The following is a 12,794-nucleotide window of genomic DNA, read 5'->3' on the forward strand; positions in this document are numbered from 1 at the left end:
GAGCTTTGAAACAGCTCTTTTAGACCGATCGATGTTTCACCATTGGGTGACATCCAAGGCGGTCTATCGCGATAAAACCGGAGATCTTTCGAATGAAAGCCTTTGTGCTCCCGCGTGTTCGCTTTGCTCTACTGTTGGTACTCGGCATCAGCATGGCTGTTCCGTCTGCGAAAGCAGGTCAGGTCGGCTTCGCTCGTAATGCCGTCGGTGGTGTTTCCATCGATGCCCAGGGCCAGCTGACATCTGCTCCGGCAGAAGTGAAGAAACAGCTTCGTCAGGAAATGATGAATGCTTTGGAAAAGGTGCCCGGTGATCTGGCCACCCCGGTCAAGATGCGTAAGGTTTCGCTTCGTGGTTTGAATGCAGCAATCAAAGCTTCGCAGGAAAACAACGGCGGCAAGCTGCCGGATGCAGTGAAGTACATGGCCGGCCTGCAGCGTATCGAGTATGTCTTCGTTGACGAAGCCAACAACGACGTTATCCTCGCTGGTCCTGCCGAAGGTTGGACGGTTGACGAGTCGGGCAACGTCGTCGGTGTTACCACCGGTCGTCCGGTTCTGCTGCTGGAAGACTTCATCGTCGCCATGCGTACGACCGAAGAAGCTCGTCGCGGTGGCATCACTTGCTCGATCGACCCGACCGCTGAAGGTCGTCAGAATCTCGACAACTACCTGGCCAGTCTGACTCGTATGGATGCCAGCGTCAAAGATGGTGTCGAGCGTGCCATGGGTGCCCAGGTGATCACCATCACCGGTGTGCCGAAAGATAGCCACTTTGCCCGCGTGCTGGTTGCCGCTGACTTCCGTATGAAGCGAATCGCCATGCACCTGGATCCGAGCCCTGTTCGTGGTCTGTCCAGCTACCTGGACATGCTACCTTCGGCTCGTTCGGTTCAAAACGCCATGCCACGTTGGTGGTTGGCTTGCAACTATCAGCCACTGGCCCAAAGCGAAGACGGCCTGGCCTGGCAGCTGCGTGGTCCTGGCGTGAAGGCCATGACCGAAGACGAAATCATCGCCGAAGATGGTTCGGTGTCGCAGACCGGCAAGGTCAGTGCTATTCCCCAGAAATGGGCCGACGCGATGACCAAGAACTACGAAGAGCTTTCGGCAGAAGACAAGATCTTCGGCGAACTACGAAACGTGATGGACATGTGCGTGATCGCCGCTCTCCTGGAAAAGGAAAAGCTCCTCTCCAAGGCCGACCTCGACCTGGACATGATCAAGAGCGATTCGAGCCCAGTTCAGTTGGAAAAGTTCGCCACGCCTGATACCGTGCCGACCTTCTTCAGCGCCATGAAGAAGGGTCGCCAGTGGGTGATCACCGCTTCGGGCGGCGTCGACATCAACTCGTGGGAAGTTGCCAGCCACACCGAAAACGTCGCTGGAATGGACAAGCTGCGAACCGAACAGTTGGCCTCCAACACCAACAACATCTGGTGGTGGAACTAACGCGAGACGAGCGTTCAGCAAGAAACAAGAACGGCCTCCAAATTCGGAGGCCGTTTTTTATTGCGCCCGCAAGTTGACCCACGCGATGCGTTTCACGTACGGGGCGACCGCAGGAAAGGCCTCGTCCACGGCTCCCGCTTGCGCCAGGGCCTTCCATGAGACATCGGCAGAACGGTCGATTGATTTCACCAGGACCAACTCACTTGCGCCCCAATGGGCAGCCAGTGCCGCAGCAATGGAATCGCTGGTTAAACGCCAATCAGATGGAAGCGAACCGCACGTTTGCTCAATGATCGGCTGATGCGTGTTCCAGTTGTCTATCACGTCCCATACTTGAAGCTGGGGCTCACACTGTCTGTTCTTCCAAGCATTGATTGCCGCTTGCTGTGCCTGCGCATCGCTTGTCACCGGCAGTTTCAGTAAGGCGGCGACCAGCGACGCTGAGAGCCGCATCGCGTTGAGCGCTAGATGGTGGCTCTCCAGCGGATCGAGCCCGTGCACCTGGTCCATCTTTCGCACGCCGTCGGCAAAGACGCCGCCACCTGGGATGATTAACACAGGCGAGGCAGGGGAGTGCTCGGCATGTAGCCGGCGAATCCGCTCGGCCAAGTCAGGCAGATCAAACAGGCTTCCACCCAACTTCCAAACGGCGAAGCCCATTCAACTAGTCCCAGGCTTCTTCTGCCAAAATGGCCAATGCATACGCGGGGGCACATCGCGCGGCGTTGGCCCCGATCAGGTCGGTCAGGTACTCGCGGTGCGTCACTACGCCAGCCGAATCGAGAGCAGCTTCGGCCAGGAAATCACCGTGACCGCTGATGACCGTCAGCTCGACGTTCATCTTCAACTCTTCCACCACCTGGCGAATCCCGGTGGCAATCTTCTTGACCATGATCGAGTTCAGCTCGCGAGCCATCTCGTTGATTTCGGTCCAGGTCACCTCGTCGCCGTCGGCACATATCATGCGGGCCAGACGCGTTTTGGCGAACTCACGTGTGGCAGGGCGTCCGTCGGCGGTGCCGTGATTCTCAGGCTCTTCGTCGAACAAACCCAGCGCGAGCAAGATATCGATTGAGGTGGCAAACCACTCGTTCGCCACCGGGACACGCTTGCCGCGGAAGTTGACGTAATCAGTGATGCCGCAAATTGGCGTGCGTTCGACGCCCAGATAAACCAGTTCACCGGCCAGGAGCCGGCACAGGTCGGACTTCGATTTGCTGGCGACCTGGCCGTCGATCAGGGGGATGATGTCGGTGGTAGTAGAACCAACATCGACTACCAGGCCGCTTTTTCCTTGAAACCACTGACCACCGAATCGGCCCAGGGCGTGCCAGTTGGCAGCAGCCACGGAAAGGGGATCCAAGATGCCGTCTTCCAGCGAAACCATCTTGCCGGTGACGGTATAGACCTTCACGGGGTAATCAGTGAAGACTTCGCGAATCGCACCCAGCACGAAACGCACCCCCTCTGCTTTCGAGCCAAAGCAGTCGGCCAGTTCGGCGGTCATCGTCACGGCCACCCGATCAAAGACCGGGGTCATCCCCAACACGTGCTTCAGATTCACGACCAGTTCGTGCTTCTTCTTCCAGATCGCAAAAGGAAAGGAATGAGCGAAACCATCACCCGTCGCAATCTTGATGTTGGCTCCTCCAACGTCAACGCCCAGGACCGTCATACGCTCTCTATTTCCTCATCTAAAGGATCTCAAAATCGATCTCACCGCAGCCTACCCTGGGCTCGAAGCTCTGACCAGCAACCACGTCCAACATGGCTTGGGCCAGATTGTTCTTCAGAAACAGTCGTAGGCCAACATACGAGCTCGTCAGCCGCGGATTCAGATCAACCGCGACATCGTCCTTCCCGTCGGGACAGGGCCCCAGAATCATATCAAGCCCAACATATCCCCGGAAAGGGGGCATCGCTCTAATTGCTTGCGCCGCAAGGCGATGCGCTCGCAAGTTCAGTTCCATCGGGATGGGCAAGCACCCTCCATGATATTTCAAATCTTTATCAAGCGACTGAAACGCAGCTGGCAAAAGAAAGAAATCCGCTCCATTTCCCAGCGCCGAGCAGCTCACGGCATCGCCAAATATCCTGGGCTGTATGAGATATTTTTCGTTTCCAAGTAGCTCGCCATTTAGCTCAAATCCCGCATTCCAAGAAAGAACTCCCTCCGAGCCAGCTCCGTCGGAGGGTTTTGTGACGACCGGAATATCTAACAAGTGCTCCCACGTCGCACGCTCGGCAACGCGGAACGTGTCGATCGTGCGGACCGACAATTCGCGCCACTGTTGGAAGCACTTCCACTTGCAAGATGCCAGTTGCACGAACGTCGAGTCAGGGCTCATCAGAAACGCGCCCTCTTCTTCCGCCCATTGGGTCCGCGCAAGATGGAGCCCGTCGAACTCGGGGGCGATCACCAGCGTGGCTTCGGTCGACGCTGCGGCATCTCGAAACGCAATGCGCTCTCCCTCGGGGCCTTCGACGGTGATTTGCTCGGCAGCCGCTACCGACAGCATGGGCAATCGCGAATCACGTAGCACCGTTACCGATACGCCATCGATCGCGGCGAAGTCTTCGACGACAGCGGCCAGCATGGCCGTGCCTTCTTTCAGCAGAGATCCACTTGGGGCAGGCGAACCAGGGACAGAGTAGAGACCGCCCCCGGTTATCAATTCGTAAACAAAGACGCTACGAGGATAGGAGGCTTCCGACGCCATCACAAACGCTTTTGCCCCCATCTAAGCAGTTATCTACGGTATCGTGTGCCAGACCAACTCACCTTCCAATACTCAGGCAAGAAGCCGCTGGCACTGGGAAGCCTGACAGTAGGTTAATCCCCACTATAAAGCTTCCGGTGGGGACTTTACTAGAAGATTCCCAGTTGATCCCGGGCATCTTCGGTCATGCGATCGGGCGACCAAGGCGGGTCCATTACGATCTTCACTTCAACGTCGCCAACCCCTTCCATTTGCGAAACGAACTGCTTCGCACCGCCGATCAACTGTGGGCCGGCCGGACAGGCAGGGCTGGTCATGGTCATGTTGATCAAGACCTTCTTGTCTTCCGACTCTTCGATATCCTCGAAGTTGACCTCGTAGACGAGACCAAGATCGACGATGTTCACGAACAGTTCCGGGTCGATCACATTCTTGAGTTGTTCGCGGACGGTGTCTTCCGATAGTGCCATCGCAGGGCTCCTTCTTAGTCAACAAGGCGAACGTAGATGTCGCCCCCTTCAATCTTGGCTTCGTGTACCTGGGTCGGCTGTGTGGCTGGCATCAGCGTGGCCTTGCCGGTCCGAATGTCGAACTTGGCCCCGTGACGAGGGCACTCGATTTCGTAACCGTCCAAGTCCCCCTCGCCCAGTGGTCCGTCGTCGTGCGTGCAAACGTCGTCCAGGCAGAAAACCTGACCACCGGCATGAATCACGATCACGAAGCGATCGTCGACTTCAAACACTTCTTTACCAGGATCGGGTATCTCACTGAGAGCCGCGACACGCACAAAGTCGGACATTCGAATTACTTACTTGCAGGACAGGAGGTGATTATCAAGTTGATCGCTGAAACATGTAGAGCCCACGTGTCGCGGGTCAGAAACTCGGTACCCGCTTTGCGACCCGCGACACGCGGGCCCTACTTACCAGTTAATCGTATTCGCGAACACGGCGCGCGATCGCGTGCCCTAGGGCTTCACGTACCGATTCGAGCGTAATGCGGTCGAATACCTGTTGGAAGAAGCCGGTCACGATCATACGCATCGCTTCTTTGCGGGTATAACCGCGAGCCATGGCGTAGAAGATCTGCTCTTCGTCTACCTTGCCGGTGGTGGCCCCGTGGGTGCAGCGAACGTCGTCCGCTTCGATTTCCAAGCCAGGGATCGAGTCGGCACGGCTATGTTCGGTCAGCAGTAGGTTGTCGATACGCTGATAGCCGTCGGTCTTCTGAGCACCGGGAGCAACCTTGATCATCCCGCGCCATACGGTTCGTGACTGATCTTGCAGGGCCGCTTTGTACAGGAAGTTACTCGTGCAGTTCGGGGCACGATGGTACTGCTGCGTGTGATAGGAAAGGTGCTGCTTGTTCTCGGTGAAGAGCACGCCGTTCACTTCGCAGTGGGCACCTGGCTTATCAAGGGCAACGTGCTGATTCACTTTCGACAGGCGGCTACCCAGTGCACCCAGCGTCCAGAACAGGTTACCGTCTTGGCCGACGCAACCTTTCTGCTGAGCGAAGTGCCACACCTTTTCGCCCCAGTTCTGCAGGTTCACGAAGCGCAGGTTGGCTCGATCGCCAACGATCACTTCAATCGCACCGCAGTGGAAGCCAGGCTGGTCGTCGTCCAGGCTGGCCGATTCGGTCAGCACGGTTGCCTGGGCACCTTCTTCCAGCACGATCAACGTATGAGCCAGGTCGACACCGTTGTCTCCAACCAGGTTCAACACGTGCAGCGGTTGCTCGACCTGAACGTTACGGGGAACGTACAGAAACGCACCGCCACTGAAGTAGGCGGCATGCAGGGCACTGAACTTGTCGAAGTGTGGGTCGAACTCGCCTTGGAAGAGATACTTCTTCACCAGGTCGCCATGCTCGGCCAGAACGGTACGGAAGTCGCCGAAGATGACGCCTTTGGCTTTCAGTTCGTCGCTGATGGTACTGACGGCGGTCTTACCGTTCAGGGAGATCACCTGGCCGCCGATGTCAACACCTTGGGCCAAGAGACCGGTCGGGAGGGTCGACGGATCGACCTGGGTAGCGAAGCTAGGCGGATTGAACTTCTTCAGGCTGAAGCCGCGGATGTCGGTTCGCATCCACTCTTCTTCCTTGCGGGTCGGCCAGTCCTTCTGCTCAAAGCTTTCGAAGGCTTCCTGGCGAAGATCGACCAGCCACTGGGGCTCGTTCAGTTGTTTGACGTAATCGTTGAATGCTTCGGCATTCCAATTTTCGACGGTGGTTGCGGCTGCCACGCTCATGATATCGCTAATGTTCGGGTCTTAACTGTCAAAGAAAAATGGCCAAGCACGCCAGCTCGATCGACGCTGCTTGGCCCAAATGTGGTCACGAAAGGGTTCCGTCGACTAACCGACCGAACCTTCCATTTGCAGCTCGATCAAGCGGTTCAGTTCGACCGCGTATTCCATCGGCAATTCCTTCACCAGCGGCTCGATGAAACCATTGACGATCATCGTGCTCGCTTCCGCTTCGGTCAGGCCGCGGCTCATCAGGTAGAAGAGTTGCTCTTCACCAATACGCGAGACGCTCGCTTCGTGACCGATGGCGACATCGGGTTCCATGATTTCGATGTAGGGGTAGGTGTCGGTCTGGCTTTCGGGGTCCAGAATCAATGCATCGCACACGACGCTGCACTTGGTGTTATGAGCACCTTCCTCGACGCGAACCAGCCCGCGATAGCTACCGCGACCGCCGTCCTTCGAGATCGATTTGGAAATGATCTGTCCAGAAGTGTTCGGAGCACAGTGAACCAGCTTGGCACCGGTGTCCTGATGCTGATGCTTGCCGGCAAACGCGATCGAAAGGATCTCGCCGCGGGCACCTGGTTCCATCAGGTAAACAGCTGGGTACTTCATCGTCAGGTGGCTACCCAGGTTGCCGTCCACCCATTCCATGGTGGCGTCGGCATAAGCCAAAGCGCGCTTGGTCACCAGGTTGTAGATGTTGTTCGCCCAGTTCTGGATCGTGCTGTATCGGCAACGCGAACCCTTCTTGCAGATCACTTCCACCACGGCCGAGTGCAAGCTTTCCGACGAGTACATCGGAGCGGTGCAACCTTCGACGTAGTGAATCTTCGCCCCTTCGTCGACGATGATCAGCGTACGCTCGAACTGCCCCATGCTTTCTTCGTTGATACGGAAGTAGGTTTGCAGAGGGAATTCGATTTCGACGCCAGGAGGAACGTAGATAAACGAACCGCCAGACCAGACCGCCGAGTTGAGCGCGGCGAACTTGTTGTCGTGCGGAGGAATCACCGTGCCGAAGTATTCCTTCAGCAGTTCAGGGTGTTCACGCAGAGCGGTGTCCGTATCGGTGAAGATCACACCCTTTTGAGCGAGGTCTTCCTGCAGCGAACCGTACACCACTTCGCTCTCGAACTGAGCTTTCACGCCGGCCAGGTATTGGCGTTCGGCTTCGGGAATGCCCAGTTTCTCGAACGTTTCCTTGATTTCCGCCGGCACGTCGTCCCACGTCTTGCCTTGCTTCTCGGTCGGCTTGAGGTAGTAGTAGATGTCTTGGAAGTCGAGGCTGATGTCGCCGCCCCATTTGGGCATCGGCTTGGAGTTGAAGATCTCCAGCGAGTCCAAACGGAACTTACGCATCCAGTCCGGTTCGTCCTTGATGTCCGAGATCTGATTGACGATCTCAGGATTCAATCCCTTCTTGGCCTTGAAGACACCCTTGCTGGTCGTGCGGAAATCGTACTTGTTGATTTCACCGATTGGGCTTTGTACGCCGGTGTCAGTAATATCGGTGGCCATTGTCTCTCCAAACTATTGAATATCGTCGGTGGCGATGGTCTGCGTGCTTCGCATTGGTGCCTGGTCGCAGTTCAGGCCGCGAAGCGAATCGCACAGTGACTAATACGCTTTGTGACTAAACCGTTTGCTCTTCGTCTTGCATCGCACGTTCCATGGCAGCCGCTTCCGGATATGCCTTGCGAATGCGTTCGTAACCATTGGAATGCAGTTCGTGAGCCAGCTCGACGCCGCCGCTTTCGACGATCCGCCCACCCAGCATCACGTGAGCGTGCGAAGGTGGGTTGTGCTCGAGCAGCTTGTCGTGGTGGGTAATGATCAGAAGGCCCATCTCTTCGCCACCGATCTGAGCGATACTCTGGCTGGCCAGACGCACCGCATCGGCGTCCAGACCGCTGTCGGTTTCGTCCAGAATGGCGAATTTCGGCTGCAGCATAGCCAGCTGAAGAATCTCGGCCCGCTTCATTTCACCACCTGAGAAGCCGTCGTTGACGTAACGACGAGCGAACTCGGTGTCCATCTGAAGCTGGTTCATCTTCTCTTTGATTTCCTTACGGAATTCCCGCATCGGAATGAGGTCTTCACCTTCTTTACGTTCTGGATTGCGAACGTTGGTCGTTGCGTGCCGCAGGAAGTCGGCCAGGCGAACGCCAGGGATGGCGATCGGCCGCTGGAAGGCCATGAACAGGCCAAGTCGGGCTCGTTCGTCCGCTTCCATCTCGGTGACGTCGACATCGTTCAGCAGAATGCGACCTTCGGTCACTTCGTACTTGGGATGTCCCATGACGGCAAAGCCGAGCGTGCTTTTACCGGAACCGTTAGGGCCCATCAGGGCATGCGTTTCACCACGCTTCAGTTCCAGGTTCACGCCATTGAGGATCGGCTTGTCTTCTACCGAAACGTGTAAATTCTCAATCTTCAATACGTCGGTCATTCGTGACTATTCGCTCTACTTGAGTCTCAACGGAGGCGACACCGCAAGCGGCGTCATGGAAGTTATTTACCAGTATGCTTTTGATGTTGGGTCAGCGGGTTTTCCGATCCTGTCGCCTGGACATAACCGGAATGATGCGGAACCGGCAACTCGTCTTCGACGCGTGTGCCGTTCTTATTATTGATGCGATGTCCGCGGATCTTGTCTTGGATTCGCATCAACCCTTCCAACAGTGCCTCCGGCCGTGGAGGACATCCGGGAACGTAAACGTCCACGGGAACAACCAGGTCAACTCCTTTGACCACGTGATACCCATACTTGAAGTAAGGACCACCACCCACGGTGCAGGCACCCATGGCGATGACATACTTCGGATCAGGCATCATGTTGTAAAGCCGCCGAACTCGGCTGGCCATTTTGTAGGTGACCGTGCCGGCGACAATCATCAAGTCTGCTTGGCGAGGGGAGGCCCGAAACGCTCCGGCCCCGAAGCGGTCGATGTCGTAACGACTCGCCCCAACAGCCATCATTTCGATCGCACAACAGGCCAGCCCAAACGTCATGGGCCAAATACTTGCCTGCTGCCCCCAATTGATGGCCTGTTCGATGGTCGTCGTGATGACGTTCTCTTCGAAACGGCCTTCAATCCACGGCTTGGTCATGTGTTACACGCTTTCCGTTTCCGGGCCGATTTGGGTCAGCTCGTAAGTGCAACAGCCTTCGCCATCGAGCCGACAATGGCTCAACTTCATGTTTTGTCCGACCAATTCGGCAAACATCGCTTTCTCGAGGGCACACACCGCTCGATCCTGCTCGGCCAAATCCGGATAAGGACAAGCCAGCACGTTGAGCACCGGCTTACCCTCAGTGTCTTCTTCGTATTCCAACGGAATCTGACGACCGATGAACAGGGCCATCAGGTCGTGAATCCGCTCGTGGGCGTCTTCGCCGTGAATCTGGCTGGCGTACATCTCGACCAGCCGCTTGGCGATCCGAGAAATGAGCCCTTGCTTCACCTCGGGATCTTCAATGGACCGAATCTCGTCCCACAGGGCCAAAGCCAGGTCGGCATAGTTCGCCCCGGTCTTTCGTTCACCCTTGGTGGTCAAGCGATACTTGTGGGTCGGTCGACCACGGCCGGCTTTCGACGAGATTCGCTCGACATAGCCTTGCCCCATCAAGCGATTCAGACGCTGCCGCACGGCGGTGGCGGTCACTTCCATAGCCACGGCCATTTCGGCTGTGGTTAGGGAAGGAGTCCGACGCAATAGATCGAGCACGACCAAGTCGGTCGGGAAGACCTCGTTGGCCCATCGTGTGTCATTTTGCGCGGAATTGGTGCTCATTCGCTTAAATTCGCTGTCTCACGACTGGCAATCTGCTAGCCGTATCGCTAAGTTGTGTCAGTACCCTAATGTTAGGGATTATCGCATTTTTGACAAGTATATATTCGTTAAATCGCGGTTCCCCGACAAGCGTTGCCGTAACCCCTTACCAGAACAATGGTTAAACTTTGCGGCAACTACAGCCCCCTAATCGCCCTAGCTCATCCATTTCGGAACGACTAATAGAACAACCTTCATTCATCCGGCGAGCCCCATGCCGAATCAGGAAGGTTGGCAGTTTGGGAAATTTGCATGATCGCAAGTCGACGAACTTTTCCGTGGGCCGTATTCACCTTTGTCGCATTGATGGTCGCACTAAGTTGCTTCCTCGTTTCGGCTCAGGATGCTCCTCCTTCAGACACACCGGCGGCAGAAGATAACGCCGGAGAGCAGTCTTCTTCGGAAGCGACCTACCCGCCGCCGGTCAATTTGGTTGACCAAGAGCCGGTCCCGGTACTCGATCGCATCGATGGTGCATTCGGCTGGATCGTCGGCAAGATGGCCGCCACGCTCTTCTACAAGGTCGCCCCTGAAGAGCGGCAATATGTCCAAGAGAACTACGTTCTGTACTATGTGCGTGACGAAGGAACCGACGGACCGTTTCAATTGGCCGAGAACAGCAAGCTTCGCAAGCCGGAAGACATGCCCGACGAGGTAACCGAGAAGGAAGCGACCGCCTGGGTCGAGACAGGCAACGCGATCAAACCGGCCAGCCCAAGCGTTCCGTACCGCCGTGGCGACTTGATTCGCCCAGGTGAAGACGGCAAACCTCGCGTTCGACCGGTTGAATACGTCAAGTATATCATTAACGATTCGGCCAAGTACGTTCTGATCCCTGGCAAAGATGGCGAGCCTGACTCGTTCCGTCCGGTCCGCAAGGTCCGCGCCGCACTGAGCACCGACCCAGCCGATTGGAAGTCGCCGGAAGAGATCAAGCAGATGGCCGAGCATGGCGAACTGGCTCTTGATTCGGCCGCCAACGGCCCTCAGACGCCTTACCTGTTTACCGAATATGACGGAGGGGTTCCCCTGGTCGTGATTTGGCTGGCAGGGGGCGCGGTCTTCTTCACCGTCTACTTTGGATTCGTCAACTTCTGGGGTGTTCCGCATGCGATCACCGTTGTCCGCGGTACCTACGACGACCCCAATGAACCAGGCGAAGTGACGCACTTTCAGGCATTAGCCTCGGCACTTTCGGCCACCGTCGGCCTGGGTAATATCGCCGGCGTTACCGTAGCGGTTACAGAAGGGGGGCCAGGCGCGTTCTTCTGGATGATGCTGTGCGGCTTCTTTGGTATGGCCAGTAAGTTTGTCGAATGTACGCTCGGCCAGATGTACCGCGAGGTCAAACCTGACGGCACCATCCAAGGTGGCCCGATGAACTACCTGGTCAACGCCTTCGAGCAGTTCGGTCTCAAACCGATCGGCATCGTGGTTTCGATCGTCTTCGCGGTGATGTGCGTGCTGGCCAGTTTCGGCGGCGGCAACATGTTCCAAGGAAATCAGGCCGCTTCCCAAGTGCTGAAGATGGTCCAGAACTCCGACATCGATCAACTAGACAAGGTCCAGCAGCAACTCAAAACCGCTGCCGCAGCGAAAGACCTGGAGCAAATCCCCGTCCTACAGGCCCAACGTACGACCCTGCAAAACCGGGTCGATGGCTTCGAGCGTCAATTCAAAATTGGCTTCGGGATCGTTATGGCGATCCTGGTCGGGGCGGTCATTATTGGCGGTATCAAACGCATTGGCGCGGCGGCCAGTAAGATTGTTCCCTCGATGTGCATCATCTACATCCTGGCCTGCTTGTGGATCATTTTAAGCAACGTGACGGAGATCCCTTCGCTGGTCGCCATGATCTTCACCGAGGCTTTCAACCCTGAAGCGGTCCGCGGGGGTATTCTTGGCGTGATCGTGCTGGGTGTGCGTCGTGCCGCGTTCAGCAACGAAGCTGGCGTCGGTAGCGCCGCGATCGCCCACAGTGCTGCAAAAACTGACGAGCCTGTCCGCGAAGGATTCGTTGCCTTGCTGGAACCCTTTATCGATACGATCGTGGTCTGCTCGATGACGGCGTTGGTTATCTTGATCACCGGTGCCTGGAACGATCCGACCTTGGTTCACACCAAAGGTTTTGAAGGGGTCGAGCTCACCTCGGAAGCATTCAAAGCCCAAATCAGTTGGTTCCCCTATGTGCTGACGGTCGCGGTCGTGCTGTTTGCATTCTCGACCATTATTTCGTGGAGCTACTACGGCGAACGCTGCTGGGAACGCCTGTTCGGTGCCCGCAGTGTGATGCTCTATAAAGCGATCTTCGTGGGGGCCGTTTTCCTGGGCCCCATCTTCCCACTGAGCAACGTGCTCGATTTTTCCGACTTCATGATCCTCTCCATGGCGTTTCCTAACATCATGGGGGCCATACTGTTAGCCCCAACCGTCAAACGTGCCCTGGGCGAGTACTGGCAAAAATATAAGGCCGGCGAGTTCAAGAAATTCAAATAAGCCGCGAATGACTTCCTAAGTGGGAGATCCGATTT

The 12,794-nt window shown here is 56.5% G+C and carries 12 protein-coding genes; 2 read left to right on the forward strand and 10 right to left on the reverse strand.

Features of this window, described 5'->3' with window-relative positions; all coding sequences use genetic code 11:
* Window positions 1-92: 92 nt before the first annotated feature.
* Complete coding sequence (locus tag C5Y96_RS20695; RefSeq protein ID WP_105357362.1) at window positions 93-1,451, forward strand: DUF1598 domain-containing protein; 1,359 nt, start codon at window positions 93-95, stop codon at window positions 1,449-1,451.
* Window positions 1,452-1,508: 57 nt separating this feature from the next.
* Here C5Y96_RS20695 and C5Y96_RS20700 read toward each other — a convergent pair whose 3' ends face one another.
* From C5Y96_RS20700 to C5Y96_RS20745, 10 genes are all read right to left on the reverse strand, one after another.
* Window positions 1,509-2,111, reverse strand: coding sequence for a hypothetical protein (locus C5Y96_RS20700; RefSeq protein WP_105357364.1), 603 nt, complete (start codon window positions 2,109-2,111; stop codon window positions 1,509-1,511).
* A gap of 4 nt (window positions 2,112-2,115) precedes the next feature.
* Window positions 2,116-3,126, reverse strand: coding sequence for a hydantoinase/oxoprolinase family protein (locus C5Y96_RS20705; RefSeq protein ID WP_105357366.1), 1,011 nt, complete (start codon window positions 3,124-3,126; stop codon window positions 2,116-2,118).
* 19 nt (window positions 3,127-3,145) lie between these two features.
* Window positions 3,146-4,171, reverse strand: coding sequence for an ATP-grasp domain-containing protein (locus C5Y96_RS20710; RefSeq protein WP_158261344.1), 1,026 nt, complete (start codon window positions 4,169-4,171; stop codon window positions 3,146-3,148).
* Window positions 4,172-4,320: 149 nt separating this feature from the next.
* Window positions 4,321-4,641, reverse strand: coding sequence for a metal-sulfur cluster assembly factor (locus tag C5Y96_RS20715; RefSeq protein WP_105357370.1), 321 nt, complete (start codon window positions 4,639-4,641; stop codon window positions 4,321-4,323).
* Window positions 4,642-4,655: 14 nt separating this feature from the next.
* Window positions 4,656-4,970, reverse strand: coding sequence for a non-heme iron oxygenase ferredoxin subunit (locus tag C5Y96_RS20720; protein WP_105357372.1), 315 nt, complete (start codon window positions 4,968-4,970; stop codon window positions 4,656-4,658).
* A gap of 130 nt (window positions 4,971-5,100) precedes the next feature.
* Complete coding sequence (gene sufD / locus C5Y96_RS20725) at window positions 5,101-6,426, reverse strand: Fe-S cluster assembly protein SufD (RefSeq protein WP_105357374.1); 1,326 nt, start codon at window positions 6,424-6,426, stop codon at window positions 5,101-5,103.
* Between the two features lie 105 nt (window positions 6,427-6,531).
* The gene (gene sufB / locus C5Y96_RS20730) at window positions 6,532-7,947 is read right to left on the reverse strand and encodes a Fe-S cluster assembly protein SufB (protein WP_105357376.1); all 1,416 of its coding nucleotides are present in this window, start codon (window positions 7,945-7,947) and stop codon (window positions 6,532-6,534) included.
* A gap of 115 nt (window positions 7,948-8,062) precedes the next feature.
* Window positions 8,063-8,878: a Fe-S cluster assembly ATPase SufC gene (gene sufC, locus C5Y96_RS20735; protein ID WP_105357378.1), complete on the reverse strand. Its 816-nt coding sequence runs from the start codon at window positions 8,876-8,878 to the stop codon at window positions 8,063-8,065.
* Window positions 8,879-8,940: 62 nt separating this feature from the next.
* The gene (locus tag C5Y96_RS20740) at window positions 8,941-9,540 is read right to left on the reverse strand and encodes an NADH-quinone oxidoreductase subunit B (RefSeq protein WP_105357380.1); all 600 of its coding nucleotides are present in this window, start codon (window positions 9,538-9,540) and stop codon (window positions 8,941-8,943) included.
* A gap of 3 nt (window positions 9,541-9,543) precedes the next feature.
* Entirely contained in the window at window positions 9,544-10,224 is a 681-nt protein-coding gene (locus C5Y96_RS20745; RefSeq protein WP_105357382.1) for a helix-turn-helix transcriptional regulator, read from the reverse strand.
* A 291-nt stretch (window positions 10,225-10,515) separates the two neighbouring features.
* Here C5Y96_RS20745 and C5Y96_RS20750 point away from each other — a divergent pair, with 291 nt between their 5' ends.
* On the forward strand, window positions 10,516-12,759 hold the full coding sequence (locus C5Y96_RS20750) for an alanine/glycine:cation symporter family protein (RefSeq protein ID WP_105357385.1): 2,244 nt from the start codon (window positions 10,516-10,518) through the stop codon (window positions 12,757-12,759).
* Window positions 12,760-12,794 lie beyond the last annotated feature (35 nt).

It is taken from the genome of Blastopirellula marina (genome assembly GCF_002967715.1).
Classification (GTDB): Bacteria; Planctomycetota; Planctomycetia; order Pirellulales; family Pirellulaceae; genus Bremerella; species Bremerella marina_B.

Coding starts and splice junctions, on each gene's coding strand:
- C5Y96_RS20695 (WP_105357362.1), top strand. CDS start 93: ATGAAAGCCTTTGTGCTCCCGCGTGTTCGCTTTGCTCTACTGTTGGTA.
- C5Y96_RS20700 (WP_105357364.1), bottom strand. CDS start 2,111: ATGGGCTTCGCCGTTTGGAAGTTGGGTGGAAGCCTGTTTGATCTGCCT.
- C5Y96_RS20705 (WP_105357366.1), bottom strand. CDS start 3,126: ATGACGGTCCTGGGCGTTGACGTTGGAGGAGCCAACATCAAGATTGCG.
- C5Y96_RS20710 (WP_158261344.1), bottom strand. CDS start 4,171: ATGGCGTCGGAAGCCTCCTATCCTCGTAGCGTCTTTGTTTACGAATTG.
- C5Y96_RS20715 (WP_105357370.1), bottom strand. CDS start 4,641: ATGGCACTATCGGAAGACACCGTCCGCGAACAACTCAAGAATGTGATC.
- C5Y96_RS20720 (WP_105357372.1), bottom strand. CDS start 4,970: ATGTCCGACTTTGTGCGTGTCGCGGCTCTCAGTGAGATACCCGATCCT.
- sufD (WP_105357374.1), bottom strand. CDS start 6,426: ATGAGCGTGGCAGCCGCAACCACCGTCGAAAATTGGAATGCCGAAGCA.
- sufB (WP_105357376.1), bottom strand. CDS start 7,947: ATGGCCACCGATATTACTGACACCGGCGTACAAAGCCCAATCGGTGAA.
- sufC (WP_105357378.1), bottom strand. CDS start 8,878: ATGACCGACGTATTGAAGATTGAGAATTTACACGTTTCGGTAGAAGAC.
- C5Y96_RS20740 (WP_105357380.1), bottom strand. CDS start 9,540: ATGACCAAGCCGTGGATTGAAGGCCGTTTCGAAGAGAACGTCATCACG.
- C5Y96_RS20745 (WP_105357382.1), bottom strand. CDS start 10,224: ATGAGCACCAATTCCGCGCAAAATGACACACGATGGGCCAACGAGGTC.
- C5Y96_RS20750 (WP_105357385.1), top strand. CDS start 10,516: ATGATCGCAAGTCGACGAACTTTTCCGTGGGCCGTATTCACCTTTGTC.